The organism is Candidatus Formimonas warabiya, assembly GCF_002777255.1.
Classification (GTDB): Bacteria; Bacillota; Dehalobacteriia; order Dehalobacteriales; family Dehalobacteriaceae; genus Formimonas; species Formimonas warabiya.
This window is the reverse complement of the sequence record NZ_CP017634.1, coordinates 3,054,943-3,080,557: the sequence shown is the minus strand read 5'-3', so window position 1 is coordinate 3,080,557 and position 25,615 is coordinate 3,054,943. Positions and strand designations below refer to the sequence as shown.

Genomic DNA, 25,615 nt, shown 5'->3' with positions numbered 1-25,615 from the left:
TGGGGACGATTTTATTTTTTATTCTTTAGGAGGAACTGATTGTATTTTGTGGAAATACAAGGCATTGAACCGTGAGAAAGAAAGAAATTTCTCTTTAGGGGCAAAAAGAGCGATCTATAAGGGATAGGGCAAGGAGGAAGAAAAATGAAAAAAATTCCAAGACTAGGGTATTTAATTCTGATACTGGTTGTTCTGTTCGGCTTCATGGCCGGCCCGGTATGGGGAGCGGGCGCAGATAGTACGGATGGGGGCAATCTTGTCTCGGTACGGAATAATCAAGAATTAATTGAGATGGATGTGCCGCCGGTCCTGGAGAAAGGACGGATTTTAATTCCCGTAGAGCCGTTGTGTCCCATTTTAAACATTGACGCTGTTTACGGCCCGGAGACGGGTGCTCTGACTTTGAACCTGGGCGATACCGATCTGGTTTTTCATCCGGGAAGCCCTGCCGCACTGGTTGGCACCCAAACGATAACCCTGGATGTTTCGCCCAGGGTTTCCCAGGACCAAATATTGATTCCTTTGAGATTTCTGGTGGAAAACTTAGGGTTAACTTTGTCCTGGGATGAAAAAACGAAGACGGCTCAGATCCAAGGAGCCGATACACATCCTTTTTCGGAAGGGATTCCCGCCCAGGATTTGGTCAACAGGTCGGCAGATAAGGTAAACCAGTGGTGGAAGGAAGAAAAGGGTTATGATAAACCGCCCTATCTTGCCGGTTCCCGGGTGACAGAATTTACGGTTACGGAGGAGTACACTTTTGCCCGGGTATATGATGGGGAAATTTCCGGCATGTACGGCGGCTGGGTGATGAAAGGAGCGGATTTGGAAGGTTTGACTCCCGCCCAGATTAAGGACAAATTTGCCTTGCCGGCTTTGCCTAAATATGTGGTTGATGTAAAAATTAGCCCAGGGACACGCTTGCGCGGGGGAATCACCAATGAGGTTCCGGAATGGGGAAAAGGCGGAGGAGTTCAATTCGACTTAATGGGGCAAAGAACAGGCGAATTCCTCAATTCAAGACTTTTACCGGGAGCGGAAGAGTAATGGCAATTAATTATTCTGTACGTCAAGGAGTTCTAACAGTTAATGGCCATACCGTCTCTTTTTCCTTCCCTGTTCGGACGGTAAAAGAAATGGATTGTTTGCTTGTCGTCTTACTGGCGATCCCTTTCGACCGGTTGGTTTATGATAACGTTTATGCTGTGGACAGTCAGGGAGAGATCCTGTGGCAAATACAGAATGCCCAGGAGATTTTTCCCGGGAAGAACAGGCTGCCCTATGAAAATATGATGATCCGGGAGGGAAAAATTGTTGTTTCCGATTTTTACGGTGCGCGTTTTTTTGTTAACCCGGCAAACGGGGAGATCATAGGCAGAGATCAGGTAAAATAAGCGATTTGGCAAGGATGTTGATTTAACTGGTTATCCTGTTATATAATAAATAAGGATTAAAAATAAGAACAAAAGTCCGTACAGGAGGATTTACCATGGAATGGTATTTTCCCAATGTACCGGAAGAAGGCCGTGGCCTCAGCTCTGGAACAATGACCAAAGGGTCAAAGGACCAAAGTGCATATTTTATTCGGTGATGCATTGTCCGGAGCCTAAAAGCCATCAGTAGCCGATACCGGGTTGATCTGCATAAACTTTACTGTAAAGCTATAGAAACAGGATAGTTTATTCTGTTATACATTTTTGCGGATAGCCCCTTGCCTTCGGTGAAAAGGCCGCATAGGGTTTTAATACAGCTCATGTAAAGCCTAAAATATCTTGCGTGAGCGTTTCGAAAACGATTCTGCTTTGATGGTTCGTTAATTTTGAAACGTTTTGTTAAGGTATGTTTTGCCTAATCAAGCTGCGGACAGCACACGAATGCCGCGGCTTTTTATTTCTGCATATTCCTTCTGAGTAATTGACTCTTGCTGAGCGAGGGGGATCTCTATTTTCTCCTGCTGGAATCATGGCCGCGGATATACCTGCGGTCCTTTATTTTTTGGTTTGATCATTCAGGATAGGCAAATATTCCGGTAGCACAAAAGGAGGAATTGAGATGAGCTTATTGGTGCTCAATCATATTATAAAAGAGTATCGGAACCGGGTGGTGCTTGACGGGGCCGATCTGAGAATCGAAAGAGGAGAAAGGGTGGCTCTTGTCGGACCCAATGGGTCGGGGAAGACGACTCTGCTGAGAATTGCCGCAGGGGTCGAATGCTGTGACAGAGGAAACGTGATCGTGGCCCGGGGAACAAAGATGGGGTACTTGACCCAAGACCTGCGGGAAATGGATCCCAACGGGAAGATCTTTCGCGAGACGGCGCTGTACCATGAAGAGGTAAGCAGGCTGGAGCAGAAAATAAAAAACCTGGAAAAAAGAATGGCGGAACCGGCCGTGCTGGATCTTCCGGAGGAATATGGCGCCGTCTTTTCGGAATACTCCCGACTGGTCGACCGCTATGAAAGCCTGAACGGATACACCATCGAATCTACCATCAAATCCATGCTTCTCGGGCTGGGCCTTAAAGAAGAGGCCCTCACCCTTCCCCTGGAGCTGTTAAGCGGGGGAGAGAAGATGCGGGTGGCTTTGGCCCGGATTTTGCTGGAGGAGCCGGACCTGCTGGTATTGGATGAGCCCACCAACCACTTGGATATTGACGGGGTGGAATGGCTGGAAGGATTTTTAAAGAGGTTTGGCGGCGGCGTTCTGGTGGTATCCCACGACAGGTATTTTCTCGACCAGATAGCGACCAGGGTTGCGGAGCTGAGCAGGGGTACGATTACAGAAAGAACAGGAAATTATTCCACCTTTATGGGACAAAAGGATAAAATGAAGGAGTTTGCCCGGAAAGAGCAGTTTAGGTTGCGAGAGGAAATAAAGCGGGAAAACGCCATTGTGCAGCAATTGAAGGGCACCAAAAACAGCACTGCCTGGAAGAGCAGGATGAAAACCGTGCAGCGCCTGGAAAAAGAACTGACGGTGGCCCTGAATGAGAAAAAAGAAAAGCATCACCTGTACCGGACCGTGGCGCCAAAAATGTCTTTTAACGGCATTCAGCATTTGAGTGCGGAAATTGCCGTGGCCCATGGACTGGCTAAATATTTCGGCAGTTCCCCTTTGTTCTCGGAGGTGAATTTCCTGATCAGGGGAGGAGAAAGGGTGGGGATCGTTGGGCCCAACGGGTGCGGCAAAACTACCCTGATCAATATCCTGCTCGGAAAGGATCAAGACTTCCAGGGCTTGGGCAAACTGGGCGAGTGGGTGAGATACGGGTATCTGGGCCAAGAAGTGGATTTTTCGGATGAGGGCCGGACCATCATGGAGGAATTGCTTGCTGTAAAGGAAATGGCCCCGGATGCCGCACGAGATTATCTGGCCGGATTTCAGTTTTATGGCGATGAGGTTGACAAGAAAATTGCCGTTCTCAGCGGGGGAGAGAGGGTACGGCTTTACCTGGCCTGTATGATTCTGGAAAGCCCGGACTGCCTGATTATGGATGAGCCTACAAATCATCTGGATGTACCGGCCCGGGATGCCCTGGAAACAGCCTTGCTCCACTTCAAAGGAACGGTGATCGCCATTTCCCATGACCGGTACTTCCTCAACCGCTGCGTCAACAGGATCCTGGAATTTACAGAAGGCACCGTAGCATCCTTTGAAGGAAATTTTGACGCGTACAAGCAGGCAAAAGCAGAAAGCCGGATCGTGAAAGCGCAGGAGCAGAATAAGAAGAGTACCGCGGCCACGGCAAAACAAGATGCCCGCAGGCCGGCTGGCCATGGGCCGGAGGAGCAGTCCGGGCCTAAGCCCGATCTTCGGGAGATCGAGACCCGAATAACCGGGTTGGAGGAAAAACGGCACCGGCTGGAAAATTCTTTTGACAAAGATACTCCCCCGGAGAGATATGTGGAATATCATGAAGTGATCAAAGAGCTGGAAGATTTGTATCAATTGTATCTAAGCGTTAGTACCATGGGATAAGATGCCTGCAGAGGGCAGGGGAACACCCCTGTCCTCTGCAGGAAAGATACTTTTTGTCTTTTTCTCTGCCTTGATAAGTGCTATGATAGTAGCCAGGAGTTGAAACAACATGATCCAGTTGATGGCGAAATGGAATAACTGGCTGGGAAAACGGATGTTTTTTGTGGTCCTGTCGGCTTTGCTGATCGGGTTTAATCTGAATTTGCCCAAATCTCCCGGGATAACTTTGCTGGGGATGGGGTTATTCTCCTATATGACCTTTGTCACCGCTTTGGGAACCAGCTTCAAAGAATTTCTCAAAGTAATGCATAAACCGTGGATCCCGGTCTGGATGCTTTTTTTAATTCATGCCGCAGTACCGGTGATTGCCTGGATGGTGGGATGGATCTTTTATCCCCATGGCCATTTAATCAGGCTGGGCTTTTTAATTGGCGCCTGTATTCCCGTGGCAGTTACCTCTATTATCTGGACTTCTTTAACAGAGGGCAGTATTCCCCTTTCCCTGGTGGTCGTGACATTGGATACGCTGGTGGTCCCGGTGGTCCTGCCCGTCTTTTTTTTCATCACCGTAGGCCAGGTGTTAACCATTGATTATGGGGATCTGATTTTGCGCCTGCTTTTGATGGTGACCATCCCCAGCCTGGCAGGGATGCTGATCAATGATGGGACCCGGGGCAGGTGGAATGGGTTTGCCCAATCGGTAGGAGGGCTGACGGCGAAAGTGGCACTTTTCCTGGTCATTTTGCTCAACGCAGGGATGGTGGCTTCTGAGATTCATTGGAATGGCGCCTTGATTAAATTGCTTTTGGTGGTCTTGCTCCTGGTTATCTGCGGATATTTAACCGGTTTCGCCGGGTCTTTTGTGGTGAAAGATCGGCAGAGCGGTATTATTTCCGCCATGATTTACAATGTAGGGATGCGAAATACAGGCTTCGGGGCCCTTCTGGTGATCTCCTATTTTCCTTCCGCAGTAGCCCTGCCGGTGATTCTGGCCATGTTATATCAGCAGCCGGTCGCTGCTATCATCGCCCATTTATATCAAAGACGTCCGGCCAAAATACCTGCCTCCGGGTGAAGCGCCTCATCGTCAAGCACAGATGGGTCCTTTATACAGAAATGGAATCACTATTCACCTTTTGACGCCGGCCTTCAGGTGTTATGATAGGAGCCGGGAGTTGAGAGATATGATGAAAATGATTACAGCATGGGATCACTGGCTGGGCAAGCGCATGTTTTTTGTGGTTCTTTCCGCCCTGCTCATCGGATTTAATTTATCTTTACCCCAATCACCTTTGTATACGTCCATAGCAATTGGGTTGTTTGCCTATATGACTTTCATCTCGGCTTTGGGGACCAGTTTCAAAGAATTTGTACAAGTTGTGCGTAAACCATGGATTCCCATCTGGATGCTTTTTTTGATCCATGCCGGTGCGCCGGTGATTGCCTGGATGGTGGGATCTATTTTTTATCCCCATGACCAGTTGATCAGATTGGGTTTCTTAATTAGTGCCAGCATTCCGGTAGGTGTAACTTCTATTATCTGGACCTCTTTAACCGAGGGCAGTGTTTCCCTGGCTTTGGTGATAGTTACTTTAGATACCCTGCTGGTACCGATGATTTTACCGGCATTTTTTCTCATTACGGTGGGCCAGGCGTTAACGATTAATTATCCGGATTTGATTATACAGCTCCTTTTCATGGTGACCATTCCCAGCCTGGCCGGGATGTTTTTAAATGATATGACAGGGGGAAGATTGCGCGGGTTCTCTAAATCAATAGGGGCATTTACTTCCAAAGGAGCATTTTTTCTGGTGATTTTAATCAATGCTGCTATGGTGGCTTCAGAAATCCCCTGGAATGTTTCCCTGATTAAACTGCTTTTGGTAGTACTGCTTTTGGTTGCTTGCGGGTATATGACGGGTTTTATCGGTTCTTTGGTGGTAAAAGACAGGCGCAGTGATGTGATTTCTCCCATTATTTACAATGTGGGGATGCGGAATATCGGTTTTGGAGCCCTTCTTGCGATTTCCTACTTCCCTCCGGCGGTGGCTGTTCCGGTTACCCTGGCCATGTTATATCAGCAGCCGGTCGCTGCTGTAGTAGCAAGCTTATTCCGGCGCTACCAGGCCAAAGAAGCTGCCTCAACACTAAAATAAACAAAAATAAGCACCCCGCCTCACTGGGATCATGAGAAAAGGGTGCTTATTGATTTGCGTGATGAGTTCAACAAAGGGAAGCTTGCTCAGCTTGCGCATAATATTTTTTCCGCAATGTGCATGTCCGGAATAAAACGGATGGCGTCTTTCAGGCAAGCCTCGTGTCCCAATGTTTGAAAATCAATATATTTTTCCAGATCTTTCGGGATCTGAAAAGGAAGCTGATGCTCTTGATATAACCTGCGTCCCAGATCTTCTTCGTTTGTGACGTTTTCGTAAATGACGTATTTCTTGTCCAGTGCGATGTCCACAATACGCATTAGAGGCAGTGTATCATATTTAGAGATCGCTGTTAAAATAGCGGGATCAAGACAGCCAAGCCTATTTAACTTGTTGTTTAATTCAAAAATATCCAGGTGATCCGGGAATGTACATTTGAATGGGGCATTTACCTCAAGCACGATGTAATCGTCGTCCTGATCAATTTCCATTTCCGCAAGTTTTTTTCTTAATATCTCTTCTTCCGTGGGCAATTCAATCCAGTTAATCACGAGAAGGCCGCAATTATAATAATTTGCATTGGTAATGCCTAATTTTATTATAGGTGAATCAGCCTGCGACATGATTCCCACCTCCATCATCATGTTGGAACGAAAAACGGAAAACTGCTAGGAGGAGTTAAAGATCAATATCTGCCTTCGTCTATGATCACGAGGCATCCTATTCATATTTACCACCCGACTTCATTGTAAACCCGGAGGAGGGATATTTCAAACCGCCGTAGATTTAATATTCTTTCTATTCAGTGGTATGAGCCCGTAAGGAGCCTTTAGCGGAGATATAGGAGTATATTTTTCAAGATAACTTCCAAATGCTCACCATTCTTGTTTTGGTTTGATTTCCCCAGGGAACCAAGCAGGAAACCGGCGAATTTTGCAGAAATGAAAAGTAGGGTAACCTGACATGACGTAGGAAAGGATGCAAAGGATGCGGCGCAGAATGAAAGGTTTTTTGTTTTGCTTGAGTGCACTGGCTGTAGCGGCAGTGATCTATGCCTTGATTGTGAGCCATTATGTGCAGCAGGAAGGAAAAAAGTATATTGTTGAAGCCCAGGATGCCCCCCAGGCCGATGCCATTTTGGTGCTGGGAGCCCGGGTTTTTTCCAATGGAAATGTGTCACTGATGCTGCGTGACCGGTTGACGGTGGGGTACGAGCTTTACCAAGAAAAGAAGGCGGCAAAGATTCTGGTCAGTGGCGACCATGGGCAGAAGGAATATGATGAAGTGAATACCATGAAGAATTTTCTCAAGGAAAAAGACATCCCCTCGGAAGATATTTTTATGGATCATGCCGGCTTCAGTACCTATGAAAGCCTTTATCGGGCCAGAGATATTTTTCAGGTGAAAAAAGTAATTATTGTGACCCAGGAGTATCATCTGATGCGCGCACTCTTTATTGCCCGGGAATTAGGCCTTGAGGCCTACGGCGTGCCTTCCGACAAACATATTTATCACGGGGTGATGCTGAGAAGCGAACTCAGAGAAATCGCGGCGAGAAATAAGGACTTTTTTACGGCTAAGCTGATCAAGCCAAAGCCCACCTACTTGGGCGAGGTGATTCCGGTAACCGGTGATGGACGGGCCACCGATGATCAATAGAAGTTGGGACAAAAGCATCCCCTTACGTAACTTTTCCCTCAACAAGGGGCTGATTTTGGGGAAGCTTTTTCATTTCAAAATAGATGAGGGTGCCTGTCAAAAGCACGGAAAGACCATCGGTAATCGGTGCCGTTCTCCATACCCCGGCAATCCCCCAGAAATGGGGCAGGATCAGGAGCAGCGGGATAAACAGCAATACCTGCCGGGACAAGCTGAGGATGGTGGATTGTACCGGTTTACCCACCGCTTGAAAGTAATTTGAGCATAAAATTTGAAAGCCGACCACGGGAAAGAGGGCAAAAAACACCAGCATGGCCTGGGCGGTCATTTCCGTGAGCGCCTGATTATCTTTGCTGAACAGCCCGGCAATTTGGCTGGGCCATAACCAGATGACGAGAAAACCGGCTATGGCAATACCGGTACCGGCAATGACCGCTTTTTTCAACGTTTCTTTGACCCGGTCATATTGCCGGGCTCCATAATTATAGCCAATCAAGGGCTGGGCTCCCTGGCTGAGGCCTACGATGGGCATGAACATTAAAGTGGAGATGCTCATAATGATGCCTACGGCAGACAGGGCTAAATTCCCCCCATAGATCATCAGTACCTTGTTCAAAAGCAGTTGTTGAATGCTATTGGCAATTTGCATGGCAAAAGGAGCAAAGCCGATCGAGACAATACTGATGATGATGGGTTTTTGCAGTTTAAGGTTTTTTAGCCTGATTTTTATCACACTGCGGCGGGAGAAAAAATAGCTTAACACCCAGACGGCGGAAAACAATTGACCCGATATGCTTGCCAAAGCCGACCCTTTAATCCCCAATCCTAATTTAAAGATAAAAATGTAGTTTAAAATGCCGTTGATCAAAGCCCCGATCACCTGTGTAAGCATGGCGACTCTGGGATTTCCCTCCGCTCTGATAAAGTTGTTCATACCCATGCTGGTGGACCAAAAGACAGCTCCCAACATAATGATATGGGTAAAATCCCGGGCGTAAGGTAAAACCTCTTTGTCGGCGCCGAAAAGAGTTAAAATTGGCTCGGAGAATAAGAGATATATCACCGTCAAAGTCAAGGGGAGGAGCACCAACATCACTGTAGCATTGCCTGCTACCTTTTCCGCTTCTTCTTTTCTCTGCTCGCCCAGACGGATGGAAATTAATGCCGTGGCGCCGATGCCGATCAGCATGGAAACAGCCATCAAAATAATCATAAGGGGAAAAGCCACGGTTGTTGCCGCAATGGCTAAAGGGCCCACTCCCCGGCCCACAAATATGCGGTCGACAATATTATAAAGGGCCGCTACCAGCATGCCTGTAATAGCAGGTACAGAAAATTTCCACAGCAGCCTGCCGATGCTTTGATCACGCATTTCTATACTTCTATCCATATCATCCACCCTGTAATTTTTCATAGATTCAACGTCATATCGTAAGCAAAAGATACATTGGCTTCATTTTCAGATAAACCAAGTATTTGATATAGTTTATAACTAAACTAATTTACGTGTCAATATTCGCATTCCTAAATAATAAAAGATAGGGGACGCCCGTGGGCATATTTTATCATGAAATTGTCAACCTGTTTTTACAATTAAAGGAAAGAATAAAACCTTGTCGAAATAACATCATGATGATCCGATTGTATATTGCGGTGTTCGAGAAGAAATTACTAGAACTGTTTGTTTTTGCAGGGCGGCTTTTCTGTGAGAAAGGATTGGTGATGAATAATGATGGAACTTCCGGAGGCTTTCGTACTGGCAGGTCAGATGAACGATACCGTGCAGGGAAAGGGGGTTGTGGCGGTTATTGCTGCCCAGACCCCCCATAAGTTTGCCTGGTACCATGGCGACCCCCTGGGTTATCATGGCCTGCTTGCCGGTCATGCCATTGACGCGGCAAAAGCATACGGCGGTATGGTCGAAATAAAAACCGGCCCTGCCATCTTGCTTATTGGTGACGGAGTGGGCTTGCGCTATCATGGCCCCCATGAAAGCCGTCCCTCAAAACACCAATTGCTCATTGAGTTTGAAGATTCTTCAGCCCTCAGTGCCACTGTTCAGATGTACGGGGGCATGTGGTGTTTTAAGGAAGGGGGTTTTGACAATCCTTATTACCAGGTGGCCAAGGGAAAACCGTCTCCCCTGGCAGACGAGTTTAATGAAGCCTATTTTGACCGGCTGATCTCTGCGCCGGATGTGCAGAAACTCAGTGCCAAGGCTTTTTTGGCCACCCAGCAGCGCATACCGGGATTGGGCAACGGCGTTTTGCAGGATATTTTATGGAAATGCCAGATTCATCCGAAACGCAAGGTGAATTCGTTATCCGATAAGCATAAAGAACGCATGCTCAGCACGGTGAAAACGGTACTAAAAGAGATGACGGAACTTGGGGGCAGAGATACGGAAAAGGACTTGTTTGGAAATCAGGGCCGGTATCAAACGGTGATGAGTAAAAACAATGCGCACCAGAAATGTCCGGTATGTAGCGGATTGATCACGAAAGAGAACTACCTGGGCGGCAGTGTATACTATTGCCCCCAATGCCAGGAAAATTAAAAACCAAATACCCAAAATACCGTCCTTTATATGCCCATACCTGCCCTCTCGCAGGTGGGTATCCTGAGTATGCTTTTGCCATCCGCTCGCCGGCGGCCCGGCAGCCACATAACATTGGATTCCCGTTGTATAAATGTAGGTTGGACATATTAAAGTTAACGTATATTTCAGGTATTTGTCGGTTCGGCTTACAACAGGGATAATGATATCAATCTTAGCCATCCTTTGCAACAAGGCTAAGTGGCGGTTACATGACAATTTCCTCTCATAATCCGGTGCACGGTACTTCATGCTTGCGTTTTTGAGCCCATGCGCCATTTGGTTCGTTTCTTAAGAGGACCCTTTCACCTTTTTGTGCCTGCAAATAGAGAAAAGCTAAAGGGGCGTAAGGATGATGCGGATGCCGGAAAATTTTTTTCGAAACTTCTTCCCGATCTGAAGTATAATATTGATAGTATTGGTAATAAGTTCAGGAACTGGAGCCAAATTCAAGGAGGTGTGCCTGAGGGATCTACATGAAAATCAACCAAAGGCATTATGGCGTTTTATTCACCCTGGCCGCTGCCATGTTTTTTGGCACCGGGGCCATTATTATTAAGCTGGCCTACCGAATCGATATTTCCAGCTGGGATTTTTTGACCCTCCAATATATTTGTTCCTGTGCCATGCTCCTGCCTATTTACTACCTGAACCGGTGGAGAAGCGGAGGCGCACCTGTGCCAAGGAAAGTACTGGGTCGATTAGCCCTCCAGGGTGTGGTAGGCTCATTCGGCGGGTCCATTTTTTTATTTTTAGGTTTCCAATATGTGGGGGCTGCAGTCGGTACCGTGCTTTTTTACTCCTATCCCGCTTTCGTAACTCTGGGGGCCATCCTCTTTTTTAAGGAAAAGGCGGGTCTTTCCCAGTATTCCTGTCTGGCAATCACCTTTTTGGGCACGATTCTGACGATCGATTTTTGGACAGTCAGCGTTGCCAATACACCCGCCCAGGGTGTAGGATTAATTATGGTATCCGCACTCTGCTATACCTTCTTTAGTTTGTATGGCCAGAGAAATTTGAGCGACTCCTCATCCCTGGAAATAACCACCTTTACCCAATTGTTCGCCTTTTTGGCCTGTATCATTGTCAAACCTCCTTTATTCCTTTTAGAGGGAATTTCTTACTATGCTCTTTTCTTAGGCTTTGTGATGGCTCTTTTTACGTCCGTCTGTTCCTATTTTTTATTGCTCAAGGGAATGTCCCTGATTGGCGCAAGCAAGGCCTCTATCATCAGTACTTTTGAAATCCCTTTTACCATTATCCTGGCCCTGATCATCCTGGGAGAAAGGCTTGCTTTCTGGCAGTTTTTGGGGGCAGCCCTGATTGTAGGCAGTATCATTTATCTGGATCTGGCAGAGAATAAAACTGAACCAAAAGGAGGGGGCCCGGATGGGATCCCTGAGGAAAGCCCGGAAGGACCTTGCTCTGGAGATAAACATCACATAATTTTGGAGGATCATGAATTTGAAGACGATTGCCATCGCATGCAGTACGCTAAAAGAGGAAGTAATGCTGGTTGCCCATGAGTTACAGATTGACTACCCCATCCTCTGGATCCAATCAGGCCTGCACAACACCCCGGAAAAACTGCGCAAGGGCCTTCAGGACCAAATCGACCATATTTCCAACGTGGACACCATTTTGCTGGTCTTCGGGGTTTGCGGGAATTCCCTTTACGGGCTAAAATCGGCGCATGCCAAGATCATTTTTCCCCAGGTAGACGATTGTATTTCCCTTTTTTTGGGAGGGAACCGGCAAAAAAGGGAATGGGATCAACAAGGTGCCGCCTATTATTTGACCAAAGGCTATCTGGAGATGGAATCCAATATCTGGACCGATTACCAGCATTGCCTGGCAAAATACGGAGAGGAAAAAACGAGGAAAGTCATGAGCACCATGCTTAAGGGCTATAAAAGTTTACGCATCATTGAAACCGGCGCCTATCAATTGCCGGAGATTCTGGACCATACCAGAGACATCGCTGGTAAACTAAGCCTGGAACATGAAGTGGTGAAAGGGACTCTTGATATTTTGTACAGATTGTTCCGGGGCCAATGGGACATAGGGTTTTCGGTGATAGAACCGGGGAAGCCGGTAGGTTTTTCCGACCTGGGCCTGGGGGGTTAATTTTAGGGCGGGCGATATTTCGAACACAGGCGAAAAGGTGGAATATAAGGTGGAATATAAAGTCAGTAATGCTGCACAAGGAGGGAATCTATGAAAACAGGAGCAGTGGTGGCGGTAGCCGGATTATCCTTAAGAATGAAATCTTTTAAGCCCATGCTGCAGCTCGCAGGCTCAACGGTGATCAAGACGGCGGTCTCAACCCTAAAATCGGCGGGAGTATCGCCCGTGGTAGTCGTTACCGGAAACAATGCCGAACAATTAACGAAGCATTTAGCCAATCTGGATGTGGTGTGCATTTACAATGAAAATTTTGCCACAACGGATATGTATTATTCGGCCTCTATGGGGTTGCGCTATATTCAAGACAAAACGGATCGGGTGTTCTTTTTACCGGCGGATGTACCGCTTTTTTCCCGCCAGAGCTTGTTTACTATGATGGGATATATGGATTGCAGCAATTGCCGCATTTTAACTCCTGAACATAACGGCAAAGGGGGACACCCTCTCCTGATCGATAGCAGTGTGATTCCCCAGCTTCTCTCATACCGGGGGGAAGAAGGGCTGAGAGGAGCGGTGGAAGCCTTTACCGGCTTAAAAGAGACCATTGAGCTTCCGGACATCGGCATGACAATTGACGCGGATAAACCGGAGCACTATGAATTGCTCCAACAGTATGCCAAAAGCATCACCTTGCGTGAGCCCATCACCTGTTCTGTCAAGATCAGTTTAAATCGGAAAGCCATGTTCTTTGACAGCAGCGTTGCCGAATTGTTGCAACAGGTTTCTCAAACCGCCTCACTCAATGAAGCGTGCAGCAATCTGGGTATTTCATACAGCAACGCCTGGAAAATCATTAAGATTGCCGAGGGCCAGATGGGATTCCCCTTGCTGCACAGCCAAACGGGCGGTGTTCATGGAGGCGGTTCCAGTTTAACGGAAGAAGGACAGGCGCTCTTGGACACCTATATCCAGCTTCGCCAGGAGGTAGAGCATTTTACGGAATTGAATTTTCATAAGGTTTTTAACCGTTTTCAGAAAGCGACAGGGGAAAAATGAGGTTATGTTAAGATCAGGGACGGGAGAGAAGACTTTGCGGGAGATTTATCTGATTCGTCATGGCAGGCCTGTTTTTGAGGGAAATGTGAAACGGTGTATTGGGCAAACGGAGTGCCCTTTGTCTCTTCTGGGAAAGCAGGAGATCCTGAAGGTAAGGGAGTATTTGGCCCATAAAAATATTACTAAAATATATTCCAGCCCTTTGCAAAGATGTCAGGAGTCTGCTCGGCTGATTGCAGGCGATCAGGTTCCCATCGTTTACCAGGAAGGGCTTAGAGAAATCCATATGGGGGATTGGGAAAATAAAACCTTTGAGGAAATCAAGGAGCAGTATCCGGACGAATACCGAAAAAGAGGGAGAGATTTTGCCCATTTTGCGCCTAAAAACGGAGAAAGTTTCGCCGCGTGCCTGGACAGGGGGAAAAAGGTTTTTCGGCATCTTGTTCAAGACAGTACCGGGAATATTGCCGTGATTGGTCATGGGGGGCTGAACCGGGTGCTGTTGTGCTGGTTGTTAAAGGCAGATTTAAATACGCTTTTTCAGATTAAACAGCCTTATGGGTGTATTAATTTACTGAGAGAAGAGGATGGACAGGTTTACGTGAATCAGGTTGGCTGCCTGATCCGGGACAATCCTGGCCCATTCTGATGCCGGTTCTGTAAAAGGTTCTTGTGGGAATGGACAAAATGAGATAAAATAATAGAAAATCATATCTCCGAGCCATTTCTCCTAAACATGTCATTCCCCATGCATGGGAGATGGACGCCAGGGTATATCGGGAAACGGATATGCCTCCCTTTTGGAAAGGAGAAGCTTTTTGCCGGATTTGGCGTAAAGGGGCCAACGGAAGGTTGGTGATTTATGCCTTTTTGCAAAAAACAAGTACCTCCTTTGTGAGGTATTTTTTTAGTTAATACAGGTGAAATTTTTCACATATTGGCAAAGGAGGGAGAAAGAGAATTACATTTGCTTTGTTCGAATCATAAAACGAAATATTAAATGGAGGAGTATTTTTCATGTTTAATGCCATTTCTGCCATTAAAGAACCAAAAAACGAACCATTGCTGTCTTATGCGCCGGGCAGTCCGGAGAAGGCAGCACTGAAAAAGAAATTACGTGAGCTGCAACAAGGGGAAATAGAGATACCTCTCATCATCGGCGGCAAGGAAGTAAAAACGGGGATGATGGGGGAATGCATCATCCCGCACAAAAAGAATCATGTACTGGCCAGATATCACATGGCTGGGGAAAAAGAAATCCGCATGGCGATTGAGGCCGCGAAAAATGCCCAGGATGAATGGGAAAAAATGCCCTGGGAGCACAGAGCGTCCGTCTTTTTGAAGGCAGCGGAGCTCCTTTCCGGCCCATGGCGCAGTACCTTAAATGGGGCGACCATGCTTGGCCAAAGTAAGACTGCCCACCAGGCGGAAATCGATTCGGCTTGTGAGTTGGCCGATTTTCTCCGCTTTAATGCCTATTATTTGGCCCAGATTATTGAGGAACAGCCCAACTCGTCCCAAGATTCCTGGAACCGTTTACAATACCGGCCTTTAGAAGGCTTTGTTTTTGCCATTACGCCCTTTAATTTTACCGCTATCGGGGGGAATCTTCCTACGGCTCCTGCCCTTATCGGCAATACGGTTTTATGGAAACCAGCCTCAACAGCAGTTTATTCCAATTATTTTGTGATGAAGCTATTGCAGGAAGCCGGGTTACCGGACGGCGTGATTAATTTTGTGCCCGGATCCGGCAGCAAGTTAGGAAATATTGTCCTCACCGATGAAAATCTGGCCGGCATCCATTTTACCGGCTCTACCCAAGTGTTTGGAGATATTTGGCGCACGGTAGCGGAGAATTTACGACAATATAAGGCCTACCCCAGGATTGTGGGTGAGACCGGAGGGAAGAATTTTGTTTTTGCCCACCATTCGGCGGATGTGGATGCTCTTGTCACCGCACTGATCAGAGGGGCTTACGAATACCAGGGACAAAAATGCTCGGCGGCTTCCCGGGCCTATGTCCCCCAAAGCATTTGGCCTAAAGTAAAGGAAAGACTTCTGGATGAAGTTTCCTCCATTAAAGTGGGCGATGCGGAGAATTTCACGAACTTTATGAGCGCAGTCATTGACGAAAAATCTTTGCGAAACATTGATACCTATTTCACCTATACCAAAGCGTCGGCGGAAGCTGAGATCCTCCATGGCGGCGAAGTCGATGACGAGGAAGGCTTCTTTGTAAAACCGACTGTGATCGTCACCACCGATCCCCGGTTTAAAACCATGGAAGAAGAAATTTTTGGCCCTGTGCTAACAATTTTTGTTTACCCGGATAATCAATTCGAGAAGACCATTGAGCTGTGCAATGAAACCTCTCCCTATGGACTGACGGGGGCGATCTTTGCCCGTGACCGCAAAGTGATCAGTGATTTGGAAAAACAATTGAACCATGCGGCCAGCAACTTTTATATTAATGATAAACCCACCGGGGCGGTGGTGGGCCAGCAGCCTTTTGGCGGTTCCAGAGCTTCAGGAACCAACGACAAAGCAGGCAGCAAGTTGAACCTTTATCGCTGGATCAATCCGAGAACAATTAAAGAGAATTTAAATCCTCCCCAAACTTACGGATATAGTTTTATGAAGGAAGAATAATTGGATCAGGGACTCTAAAATCCCGGGAAAGCCTGGGAAGAGGGAGATGAGCTGATCAAGGAAAAGAGTCCTCTCCCATGAAAATTATCATTATCCATTAATGAAATTATTCATGGGAGGGGACTCGTTGTTTTTGAGGGGAGAGGTAGAAAATAGGGGAGAGGGAAACAGCAGGACTGATGAAAAATATCATCAAAGTTCATGGAAAGAGGAGAGAGATCGTTTTTTTCTAAGGGCTCAGGGTGATCATGAAGGTTGGCAAGAGTTTTGCTATGTAAAAGTATGAGGTCTTTTAATAATACTTAATCAACCAAGGAGAGGGATGGACATATGAAAAATTATCAAATCCTTATTGATGGTAAATGGATGGAAACAGGCAAATGGATAGAAGTGTGGGACAAGTATCGTCAGGAACCCTTTGCTTTCATTGCCGGAGCAGATGCCGACCTGGTAAACAAAGCTGTGGAAGCGGCAGACAGGGCGTGGAGAGAAAACCCCTTAACCCCTTTTCAGCGCTATGAAATCTTCCTGAAGGGAGCCCAGATTCTGAAACGCCGGGAAAAAGAAATCGGGGAAATCATCTCCCGAGAAGTGGGGAAAACTTTGAAAGAGTCTTTGGGCGAAGTCGCGCGAGCCATCCATAATTTTATTATTGCTTCGGAAGAGAGCAAACGAATTGTGGGGGAAATCGTGCCTCTTGATGCCATTCAGGGAAACGAGAACCGTTTTTGTTACACCATCCGCCAACCCAAAGGTGTGATCGGCTGTATTGCTCCTTTTAATTTTCCCCTCAACCTGGTTGCCCACAAGGTATGCCCGGCGATTGCGGCAGGGAACGCCGTCGTGCTGAAGCCTGCTTCCGTCACCCCTCTTTCATCAGTAATCATGTGTGAAGTATTGGAGGAAGCCGGGCTGCCCGCCGGATATATGAATTTAGTACCCGGGTCCGGCGCAGAAATCGGCAACGCCATGCTGGAAAATAAGGAGATCGCCTTTTATTCTTTCACGGGATCTGCCGAAGTGGGGAAACAAATTGCCGCCAAAAACGGTTTCCGTCAATGCTCCTTAGAACTGGGATCCAATGCGGGGGTGATCATCTGTGCCGATGCTCCTTTAGAGCAGGCGGCGGAAAAATGTGTCCGCATGGCCGTGTCCAATGCGGGCCAGGCTTGTATTTCCGTGCAAAGGGTTCTGGTGGAAGACCAAATCAAAGAGGATTTTGTGGCCCGGATGCTGGAAAAGGCCCATACCTTAAAAGTAGGGGATCCCTTTGATCCGGAAACGGATGTGGGTCCCATGATCAGTGAGCAGGAGGCCATCCGCATCGAAAACTGGGTGCGTGAGGCCGAGGAGCAGGGGGCTCTTGTGCGCTGCGGCGGGAAAAGGATTCAAGGGGCCTTATTTGCGCCGACGATTATCGACCGCATTACCCCTGAAATGAAGGTATGGAGTGAAGAAGTATTTGCTCCCGTGTTATGTGTGGATACCTTCCGCAGTTTTGAAGAATCCTTGAAAAAAATAAATCATTCCAAATATGGGCTTCAAGCGGGCATCTTTACCACCAACATCGATAAAGCGATGAAAGCGGCAAAGGCCATTGAAACAGGCGGAGTTATCATTAACGATATTCCTTCTTTCCGGGCGGACAACGGTCCTTACGGAGGGGTGAAAGAGTCAGGTATCGGCAGGGAAGGGATCAAATATGCCATTGAAGAAATGACTAATCTGAAGGTGATTGTGTGGAATTTATAATTCCACTATGAGTAATAATTCCGTTATATTTAAACAAAAATATTGACACTGGAATACCCGGTAAGGTAGACTGGAATCGGATCATGAAAAAACCTTCGCGCCGGTTATTCTGGGGTGCCCTGCTGATCTGCTACGAATTGTCGGCCGACAAGGCATATGGGGACGCGAATATGCCTCTCCGTATAGAAAGGAGATAGGTTCTCACCGATAATTGTATGCAAGAAATGGACCTATTCTATCTTTCGGAATAGGTTTTTTATGTCCAATACGATGAGCGGGGGACAGTAAAAGAGATATGAAAATACTATACCGAAAAGAATTGATCGTCAATGGGAAAAATGTTTTTGTCATGGTTGACCCGGAAGATACTTTGGCCCAAGTATTGCGCACCCAGCTTCACTTGTTAGGGACGAAGATCGGATGTAACGCAGGACAATGCGGGGTTTGTTCAGTCCTACTGGACGGCAAGGTGGTGCGATCCTGCTCTCTGAAAATGAAAAGAGTGCCGGAAGAAGCCAACATTGTCACCATTGAGGGGATTGGCACCCCGGATCACTTACACCCTCTGCAATTGGCCTTCATGAAACACGGGGCCGCCCAATGCGGGTTCTGCTCCCCGGGCTTCATCGTTTCCGCCAAGGGCCTGCTGGATCAAAACGCCAGTCCCACCAGAGCAGAAGTGAGAGACTGGTTCCAGAAACATCGAAATGCCTGCCGGTGCACGGGTTACCGGCCCATTGTGGATGCCGTGATGGATGCAGCCCAGGTGCTGCGCGGGGAAAGAAGCGAAGAAGATTTGAAATTCAAATTGCCCCCGGACGGAAAAATTTTCGGCACGGATATGCCACGGCCTTCCGCTGCTGCAAAAGTCACCGGCACATGCGATTACGGTGCCGACTTGGGGCAAAAGCTTCCGGAAGGTACCCTGCACTTGGCTCTGGTGCAGGCCCAGGTATCACACGCCAAAATTCTTTCCATTGATACCTCGGCAGCGGAAATGATGCCGGGAGTAGAGGCGGTCCTTACTTATAAAGATGTGAAAGGTTCCAATAGAATCAACGGGTTGGTGGTCTATCCCTGGAATCAATGCAATGGATTTGACCGGCCCATTTTATGTGATGAGAAAATTTATCAGTTCGGAGATGCCCTTGCTATTGTCTGTGCCGATACCATCGAGCATGCCCGGGCCGCTGCGGATAAAGTAAAAGTTGAGGTGGAAGAACTCCCCGCCTATATGGACGCCCTGGAAGCGGCCGCAGAAGATGCCATGGAAATCCACCCCGGCACGCCCAATGTCTTTTTTGAACAGCCCACCGTGAAAGGTGGGGAGACCAAACCCCTCCTGGAAAAGGCGGCGTATGTGGTCAGCGCACAATATTACCTGCAAAGACAGCCCCACCTGGTCTTGGAACCAGACGTGGGATTTGCCTATTATGATGCGGAAGAACGTTTAACCATCCACTCCAAGAGCGTGGCCCTCTATTGCCATGCGGATATGATTTTTGAGGGATTAGGTATTGAGCGGGAAAAACTGAGATTAATTCAGAACAACGCCGGCGGCACCTTCGGGTACAAATTGAGCCCTACCCTGGAAGCGATTTTGGGCGTAGCGGTGATGTCCACGGGAAAACCGGTTTATCTGGAATACAATATGTACCAACAAATTACTTATACCGGTAAAAGGTCGCCCTTTTTCGTCGACTTAACCATGGGTGCCGATAAAGACGGTAAACTGCTGGCCATGGAATATGATTTCATCGTGGACCACGGCGCTTATTCCGAGTTTGGCGATCTTTTATGCACCAAGGGCAACCAGCTGATTGGCGCCGGATATAAGATCGATCATATCCGGGGGCGAGGCCGGGTCACCTTTACTAACCATGCTTTTGGTTCCGCCTTCCGGGCCTATGGTTCCCCCCAGAGTTTCTTTGCCTCGGAAAGCTGCATGGATGAGCTGGCCTATCAAGCAGGACTAGATCCCTTTGAGTTCCGCTACCGGAATTTATACCGGGAAGGCGATACCACTCCTACCGGGTGCCGGTCCGATGTCTATACCCTGCCCCAGCTTTTTGATGCGCTGCGCCCTGTTTATTATGAAGCAAAGGAAAGAGCAGAGCAGGAGTCTACCCCGGATATAAAACGGGGGGTGGGGATTTCTTTAGGCATTTACGTGGTGGGAAACGACAGTGCGGATGTGGCCGAGGCGGCTGTGGAATTGTTAAGCGATGGGAAAATTGCCGTGTATCACACCTGGGAAGATCATGGGCAGGGATCTGATATGGGCGCCTTAGCTTCTGCCCATGAAGCCTTATTTCCCTTAAACATCAAACCCGAGCAGATTAAACTTGTCATGAACGATACGGCTTGCTGTCCGGACAGCGGCATGGCGGCAGGGAGCCGGAGTCAGGTTATGGTCGGCAATGCCATTGCCGATGCCTGCCAGAAATTAATCGATGCCATGAAGAAGGAGGACGGCACCTATCGGACCTACGGGGAAATGGTGGCCGAGGAAATTCCGGCGAAATATACGGGCAACTTTGCGACCGGCCATCTGTGCACCATCCTTGATCCGAAAACAGGCCAATTCAATCCCTATGTAGCCTATATGTACGGGGTTTTCGTTTCCGAAGTGGAAGTGGATATCAAAACGGGAAAAACCAAAGTGCTGAAAATGACTGCCGGCATTGATATCGGCAAAATCGCCAATAAGACCGTGGTGGACGGCCAGGTTCTAGGCGGTTTGGCGCAAGGGATCGGGCTGGCCTTAAGTGAAGATTTCGAGGATATTCACAGACATACCACCTTGATCCGGTGCGGACTGCCTTTCATTGAAGATGTGCCTGACGAATTAAATATTTATTATTTAGAAACACCAAGAGAACACAGTGTGTTTGGTTGTTCCGGAGTAGGGGAAGCTCCCTTGACCAGTCCCCATGCTTCGATTATTAATGCTATTTACCATGCCTGCGGGGTGAGAATCAGATACCTGCCCGCCCTGCCGGAAAAGATCTTGGCCGGATTGAAGGACAACCACCAGGAATGATTCGAGTCAGCAAGTCAGGGGACGGTGCACCGTCCCCCTGATATTTCTCTTTACAAAACTCATTTTCAGGGTGAGGAGACAAAAATGGACCGAAAAAAATTGCTGGAACTGGAAAATGTCTGTATTCAAGGATTCCCTCCCCGGTGCACCGCGGCCTGTCCTGTCCATGTGGGTGGGTTACTGATGACGAAAGAAATTGGGGAAGGGAATTTTACTTCCGCCTTAAACAGCTTCAGGCAAAAAGTCTATTTTCCCAGGATCATGAGCAGAATCTGTGATCATCCCTGTGAAAAAAAATGTCTCAGGAAAGACGCGGATGAGCCCATTTCTCTTTCTTTATTGGAAAGGGCCTGCGTAGACTATGGCGATGGGGAAAAAAATATCTGGAAAAAGCCTTTCCGAAAAAAATCCCAAAAGGTGGCCGTGATTGGGGGCGGGTTGAGCGGTCTTGCGGCAGCCTTTTTTTTATCGGAAAAGGGTTATCCGGTGACCCTCTTTGAGCAAAAACCTTGCCTGGGGGGACAAATCTGGCAGTATCCGGAAGAGATACTGCCCCGGGAGGCCATCAAAAAGGATTTAGCCCTGCTGGATTACTTTGAGATTGAACAAAAGAGAGAGACCAGAATTGACGGGGAAATGTTTGCCGCCCTTGTGGATCAATGTGATGCCGTGTATCTGGGTACCGGTAGAGCGGGCCTGAGTGGATTTTTCTTCCCGGACCAGGTCAACTCCCTTACCTATGAAACAAAGATACCGGGGGTTTTTGCCGGGGGAAGCGGGACGAGAAAAGATCAGGCATACTCTCCCATCCTTTCCCTCGCCGACGGGAAAAGAGCGGGAATTTCTATAGACCGGTTCTTAAAGAAATCTTCCTTGACGGAGGCCAGAGAGAAGGAAGGCCCTTATGAGACCCAACTGGTGACCCGGATCGACCACATGGGGAAAGAGGGGAAAGTATCTCCCCAAGGAAGGGGTTTTACTCCGGAAGAGGCCCGGAAGGAAGCTGCCCGATGCCTGCAGTGCAGCTGCATGGAGTGCGTGAAAGCATGCCGGTATTTGGCGGCCTTTGAAAGTTATCCCCAAAAGTACATCCGGGAAATTTCCAATAATTTAGCCATTGTGATGGGGGTAAAAACCGCGAAAAGGCTGATTAATTCCTGTACCTATTGCGGACTCTGTGCCCGGGTCTGTCCTACGGGATTAGATATGGGGTTCGTGTGCGACCAGGCCCGGGAGGAAATGGTCAGAAAAGGGGTCATGCCTCCTGCGGTCCATGATTTTCCTGTGCAAGATATGCTTTTTAGCAATAGCGGCCAATTCCAATTGATCAAACATCAGCCCGGATGGGCCAAAAGCCAATACCTGTTTTTCCCCGGCTGCCAGTTGGCCGCTCTCTATCCGGAATATATCGAAAAAATCTATACTTTTTTAGGAGAAAAATTAACCGGAGGCGTAGGCTTGTTTTTACAGTGCTGCGGGGCGCCCGCCTTTTGGTCAGGAAGAAAGGAACTGTTCCAAGCGTCATTAAGGGAACTGGAGCAAAAGTGGGCAGGCATGGGGTCCCCCCGGATCATTGCCGCTTGTTCTACTTGCTTGCACGTATTCAAAAAAAATATTCCCTCCATGGGCATCCTTTCTTTGTGGGAAATATTTGAGCAATCCTTTGACTTTCCGGACATCAAGGAACCTCATCCAGAGATTTTGTCGGTACACGATCCCTGTACCACGAGAGATGAGCCCCAAATTCAGGATGCGGTACGCAGCATCTTGCATAAAATGGGCTATCCTTTTCAGGAACTCAGCTACAGCAAAGAAAAAACCAAATGCTGCGGCTATGGCGGTTTGGTCTCCTATGCCAATAAAAAAATTGCCGACGGCATGATCCAGGAGCGGATCTCGGAAAGCGATCATGATTATCTCACTTACTGCGCCGTGTGCCGGGAATATCTGGCCCAAAAAGGCAAACCCACCTATCATTTGCTGGATCTAATCTATGATCAGGGGGATCAAGAGCAGGCGGGCAAAAAAAAGGCCGGTTATTCCCAAAAACGGGAAAACAGGGTCAGGCTGAAGAAACAATTGTTAAAAAACCTATGGCGTGAGTCTATGGAATCTTTAGAGGAATCCCAGGGCATAGAAATTATCTTAGATGAGGATGTGCAAAGAAATCTGGAGGAGCGGTTGATCCTGATTTCAGACATTAAAAAAGTAATTGATCATGGGGAGAAGACGGGATACAAAATTTTAGACCCGGAAACCAATCATCTCATTGCCCATTACCAGCCGGACCTCATTACCTACTGGGTGGAATATTCCCCCGGAGAAAATAATGTCTATCTGGTTCATAAAGCATACAGCCATCGCGTACAGTTGATGGAGGATTTAAAAGAATCATGAAGAATAAAAACAGCAACAGCAAAAAATTAAAATGCCTGAAATGCGACCTGCTGCTGGAAGAGGAAAAGATCAATATCAATTATTTAAAAAGCACTTTTCCGGTGGAACTGTTGAGATGCCCGAAATGCGGCTTAACCTATGTTTCCGAAGAGCTGGCGCTGGGTAAAATTTTGGAAGTCGAAGAAACTCTTGAGGATAAATAGGAGTTTCAGGAAAAAAAGGGGGAAGAGTAATCATGGAAGACTATCAGCTCAGGATCTTGAGTTTAAAAAACAAAGGCTATTGTTGCAGCCAAATTATGGTGCAATTAGCGCTGGATTTATTGGAGAAAGATAATGAAGAACTGGTAAATTCCATGAAAGGCTTATGCAACGGGTTACAGTCAGGAGAGTTATGCGGGTGTTTAAGCGCGGGTGCGGTTGCTTTAACGATGCTTCTTCCCGAAGACGATGTCCGGGCCACCATGGAATTGGTAGACTGGTTTCATAACACCTATGGAACCGTCAATTGTTCGGAGTTACTGGAGGGAAAAGTGAAAGCGGAAGTATGTCCCGCTATTTTATGCCGTACCTATGAAAAAATCAGGGAGATTTATGATGAGCTGGCCGATTAGGCCGTATTTTTGCACCTGGGAAAGGATCGGGCAGGCAGATGACAGATCAGGGCAAGCGTTACCCGTTAGACCGGTGGATTAAAGCAAAAATAGGTGATTTTCCGGGAGAGGATCTCAACGTGAGCCGGCTGAGGGAATATCAAATCGGCAAAATTAGAGACACCATCTTCTATGCCAAAGCGAATTCCGGCTTCTACCGGGAATTGTTGCAGCAAGTCCATGCAGATGAGATCAGGGATTGGAGCGACCTGAGCCGGATTCCTTTTACCGGTGGGGAAGATATTCTTGATCATCCCCAGAGATTGGTCTGCGTCAATCAGAATCAAATTCACCGCATTGTCACCTTAAATACCTCGGGAACCACGGGACAGAATAAAAGGATTTTCTTTACGGAGGAAGATCAGGAATTAACGGCAGATTACTTCCATCATGGCATGGAAACCATCGTCGGTCCGGGAGATCGTGTTTTGATTCTGATGCCGGGAGCAAGACCCGGCAGTGTGGGGGATTTATTGTTAACCGGGTTAAGCCGGTTTCATTGCCGGGGCATTCCTTATGGTTTCGTGGATGATTACGACAGGGTGTTACAACTGATTTTTGAGCAAAAAATCACCGGCATCGTGGGCATTCCCACTCAGGTATACCAATTGGCCAGGCTTAAGGAATACCGCTATCCGGACCGGAAGACGGCAATGAAAAGCATCCTGCTCTCGGCCGACTATTCCGCTCCCTCCCTGGTCAAGGCAATCAAAAATGCGTTTCACTGTGCTGTTTTTGACCATTACGGCATGACGGAAATGGGTTTAGGCGGAGGCCTGGAATGTGATGTCTGTAGGGGCTATCACCTCAGAGAAGCCGATCTTTACTTTGAAATCATTGATCCCGAGACCAAAGAGGTTTTGCCGGACGGCTGCGTTGGGGAAATCGTTTTCACCACCTTAACCAGAAAAGGGATGCCTTTGATTCGGTATCGCACCGGCGACTTGAGCCGATTTTTGGATCAACCTTGTACCTGCGGGACAAGGTTAAAAACTTTGCAAAAAATTTCCGGCCGTTTAAGCCAAAGGCAGCCTTTTCATCACCAGGTGCTGACCATCAATATGCTGGATGATGTGCTTTTTAATTATCCTCGTTTACTCGATTATGAAGCCGTTTTAACGGAAGAGGGGCAGAAAGATTTTCTCACTATCTCTGCCCAGTTCCCGGACCAGGGAAGGGAGGAAGACTTGGATTATTTGCATAGCATGCTGATGGATGCCAAAATTTTTGCTCAATTTACTTTTGCCGGGCAAAAAGTTTTCTCTGCCAATGCAAATGGTAAACGCAAAATTAGGGACTTGAGGGGGTAAAAATCTATTTCTTAATGCAGAATTGCATTTTCTCATTAAAAAAAGCATTAACGGCACATGATTAAAAGCAGCCACTTTCTCTATGAATGGGAAAAGTTAATGCATTTTTTCATGGGGCCATTTTTTTCTTCACCCCAAAATAGCGTAATAAAAGGGTTTTCGCGCCTTCTCAAATGTGGTATGGTTTTTGCTATTCTATGTTTCGGGAGTCTAATTTTTTGCCCCAATTTCTGGTCATGA

The 25,615-nt window shown here is 47.5% G+C and carries 20 protein-coding genes, 1 other RNA gene and 1 riboswitch; of the genes, 18 read left to right on the top strand and 3 right to left on the bottom strand.

Features of this window, described 5'->3' with window-relative positions:
* Positions 1-144 precede the first annotated feature (144 nt).
* The 5 genes from DCMF_RS14215 (at position 145) to DCMF_RS14195 (ending at position 6,134) form a co-directional block, all read left to right on the top strand.
* Entirely contained in the window at positions 145-1,047 is a 903-nt protein-coding gene (locus DCMF_RS14215) for a copper amine oxidase N-terminal domain-containing protein (protein ID WP_148135030.1), read from the top strand.
* The gene (locus DCMF_RS14210) at positions 1,047-1,394 is read left to right on the top strand and encodes a DUF7957 family protein (RefSeq protein WP_148135029.1); all 348 of its coding nucleotides are present in this window, start codon (positions 1,047-1,049) and stop codon (positions 1,392-1,394) included. The genes DCMF_RS14215 and DCMF_RS14210 overlap by 1 nt, the downstream gene beginning before the upstream one ends.
* A gap of 658 nt (positions 1,395-2,052) precedes the next feature.
* The gene (locus tag DCMF_RS14205; protein WP_148135028.1) at positions 2,053-3,978 is read left to right on the top strand and encodes an ABC-F family ATP-binding cassette domain-containing protein; all 1,926 of its coding nucleotides are present in this window, start codon (positions 2,053-2,055) and stop codon (positions 3,976-3,978) included.
* Between the two features lie 109 nt (positions 3,979-4,087).
* The gene (locus DCMF_RS14200) at positions 4,088-5,053 is read left to right on the top strand and encodes a bile acid:sodium symporter family protein (protein ID WP_148135027.1); all 966 of its coding nucleotides are present in this window, start codon (positions 4,088-4,090) and stop codon (positions 5,051-5,053) included.
* A 109-nt stretch (positions 5,054-5,162) separates the two neighbouring features.
* On the top strand, positions 5,163-6,134 hold the full coding sequence (locus DCMF_RS14195; protein WP_148135026.1) for a bile acid:sodium symporter family protein: 972 nt from the start codon (positions 5,163-5,165) through the stop codon (positions 6,132-6,134).
* An 86-nt stretch (positions 6,135-6,220) separates the two neighbouring features.
* Here DCMF_RS14195 and DCMF_RS14190 read toward each other — a convergent pair whose 3' ends face one another.
* On the bottom strand, positions 6,221-6,757 hold the full coding sequence (locus DCMF_RS14190; RefSeq protein WP_214659345.1) for an antirestriction protein ArdA: 537 nt from the start codon (positions 6,755-6,757) through the stop codon (positions 6,221-6,223).
* A gap of 364 nt (positions 6,758-7,121) precedes the next feature.
* Between DCMF_RS14190 and DCMF_RS14185 the strand changes: the two genes are divergently transcribed.
* Positions 7,122-7,793, top strand: a complete 672-nt coding sequence (locus DCMF_RS14185) for a SanA/YdcF family protein (RefSeq protein ID WP_148135024.1) — start codon at positions 7,122-7,124, stop codon at positions 7,791-7,793.
* 22 nt (positions 7,794-7,815) lie between these two features.
* Here DCMF_RS14185 and DCMF_RS14180 read toward each other — a convergent pair whose 3' ends face one another.
* Positions 7,816-9,183: an MATE family efflux transporter gene (locus DCMF_RS14180; RefSeq protein WP_148135023.1), complete on the bottom strand. Its 1,368-nt coding sequence runs from the start codon at positions 9,181-9,183 to the stop codon at positions 7,816-7,818.
* 339 nt (positions 9,184-9,522) lie between these two features.
* Here DCMF_RS14180 and DCMF_RS14175 point away from each other — a divergent pair, with 339 nt between their 5' ends.
* Complete coding sequence (locus tag DCMF_RS14175) at positions 9,523-10,350, top strand: zinc finger domain-containing protein (RefSeq protein ID WP_148135022.1); 828 nt, start codon at positions 9,523-9,525, stop codon at positions 10,348-10,350.
* 4 nt (positions 10,351-10,354) lie between these two features.
* Here the strand turns inward: DCMF_RS14175 and ssrS are convergent.
* Positions 10,355-10,527, bottom strand: a non-coding RNA gene (gene ssrS, locus DCMF_RS14170) — 6S RNA.
* 338 nt (positions 10,528-10,865) lie between these two features.
* Between ssrS and DCMF_RS14165 the strand changes: the two genes are divergently transcribed.
* The 11 genes from DCMF_RS14165 to DCMF_RS14110 all read left to right on the top strand — a co-directional run bounded on the left by DCMF_RS14165 (position 10,866) and on the right by DCMF_RS14110 (position 25,375).
* The gene (locus DCMF_RS14165) at positions 10,866-11,915 is read left to right on the top strand and encodes a DMT family transporter (RefSeq protein WP_148135021.1); all 1,050 of its coding nucleotides are present in this window, start codon (positions 10,866-10,868) and stop codon (positions 11,913-11,915) included.
* Positions 11,848-12,516, top strand: coding sequence for a DUF1638 domain-containing protein (locus DCMF_RS14160; RefSeq protein WP_148135020.1), 669 nt, complete (start codon positions 11,848-11,850; stop codon positions 12,514-12,516). Before DCMF_RS14165 ends, DCMF_RS14160 begins: the two co-directional genes overlap by 68 nt.
* 90 nt (positions 12,517-12,606) lie before the next feature.
* Positions 12,607-13,572 (top strand): NTP transferase domain-containing protein, encoded by a 966-nt coding sequence (locus tag DCMF_RS14155; protein WP_148135019.1) that lies wholly within the window; start codon positions 12,607-12,609, stop codon positions 13,570-13,572.
* Between the two features lie 4 nt (positions 13,573-13,576).
* Positions 13,577-14,221 (top strand): histidine phosphatase family protein, encoded by a 645-nt coding sequence (locus DCMF_RS14150; protein ID WP_148135018.1) that lies wholly within the window; start codon positions 13,577-13,579, stop codon positions 14,219-14,221.
* 53 nt (positions 14,222-14,274) lie between these two features.
* Positions 14,275-14,399: riboswitch (molybdenum cofactor riboswitch) on the top strand.
* 190 nt (positions 14,400-14,589) lie between these two features.
* Positions 14,590-16,221, top strand: a complete 1,632-nt coding sequence (gene pruA / locus DCMF_RS14145; protein ID WP_148135017.1) for an L-glutamate gamma-semialdehyde dehydrogenase — start codon at positions 14,590-14,592, stop codon at positions 16,219-16,221.
* Positions 16,222-16,551: 330 nt separating this feature from the next.
* Entirely contained in the window at positions 16,552-17,973 is a 1,422-nt protein-coding gene (locus tag DCMF_RS14135) for an aldehyde dehydrogenase family protein (protein WP_148135015.1), read from the top strand.
* 295 nt (positions 17,974-18,268) lie between these two features.
* Complete coding sequence (locus DCMF_RS14130) at positions 18,269-21,016, top strand: molybdopterin-dependent aldehyde oxidoreductase (protein WP_148135014.1); 2,748 nt, start codon at positions 18,269-18,271, stop codon at positions 21,014-21,016.
* 24 nt (positions 21,017-21,040) lie between these two features.
* Positions 21,041-23,413: a pyridine nucleotide-disulfide oxidoreductase/dicluster-binding protein gene (locus tag DCMF_RS14125; RefSeq protein WP_257790962.1), complete on the top strand. Its 2,373-nt coding sequence runs from the start codon at positions 21,041-21,043 to the stop codon at positions 23,411-23,413.
* Positions 23,410-23,616, top strand: coding sequence for a DVU_1557 family redox protein (locus tag DCMF_RS14120; RefSeq protein WP_148135012.1), 207 nt, complete (start codon positions 23,410-23,412; stop codon positions 23,614-23,616). The genes DCMF_RS14125 and DCMF_RS14120 overlap by 4 nt, the downstream gene beginning before the upstream one ends.
* Before the next feature lie 32 nt (positions 23,617-23,648).
* On the top strand, positions 23,649-24,026 hold the full coding sequence (locus DCMF_RS14115) for a C-GCAxxG-C-C family protein (protein ID WP_148135011.1): 378 nt from the start codon (positions 23,649-23,651) through the stop codon (positions 24,024-24,026).
* 38 nt (positions 24,027-24,064) lie between these two features.
* Entirely contained in the window at positions 24,065-25,375 is a 1,311-nt protein-coding gene (locus DCMF_RS14110) for a DVU_1553 family AMP-dependent CoA ligase (RefSeq protein WP_148135010.1), read from the top strand.
* Positions 25,376-25,615: the final 240 nt, after the last annotated feature.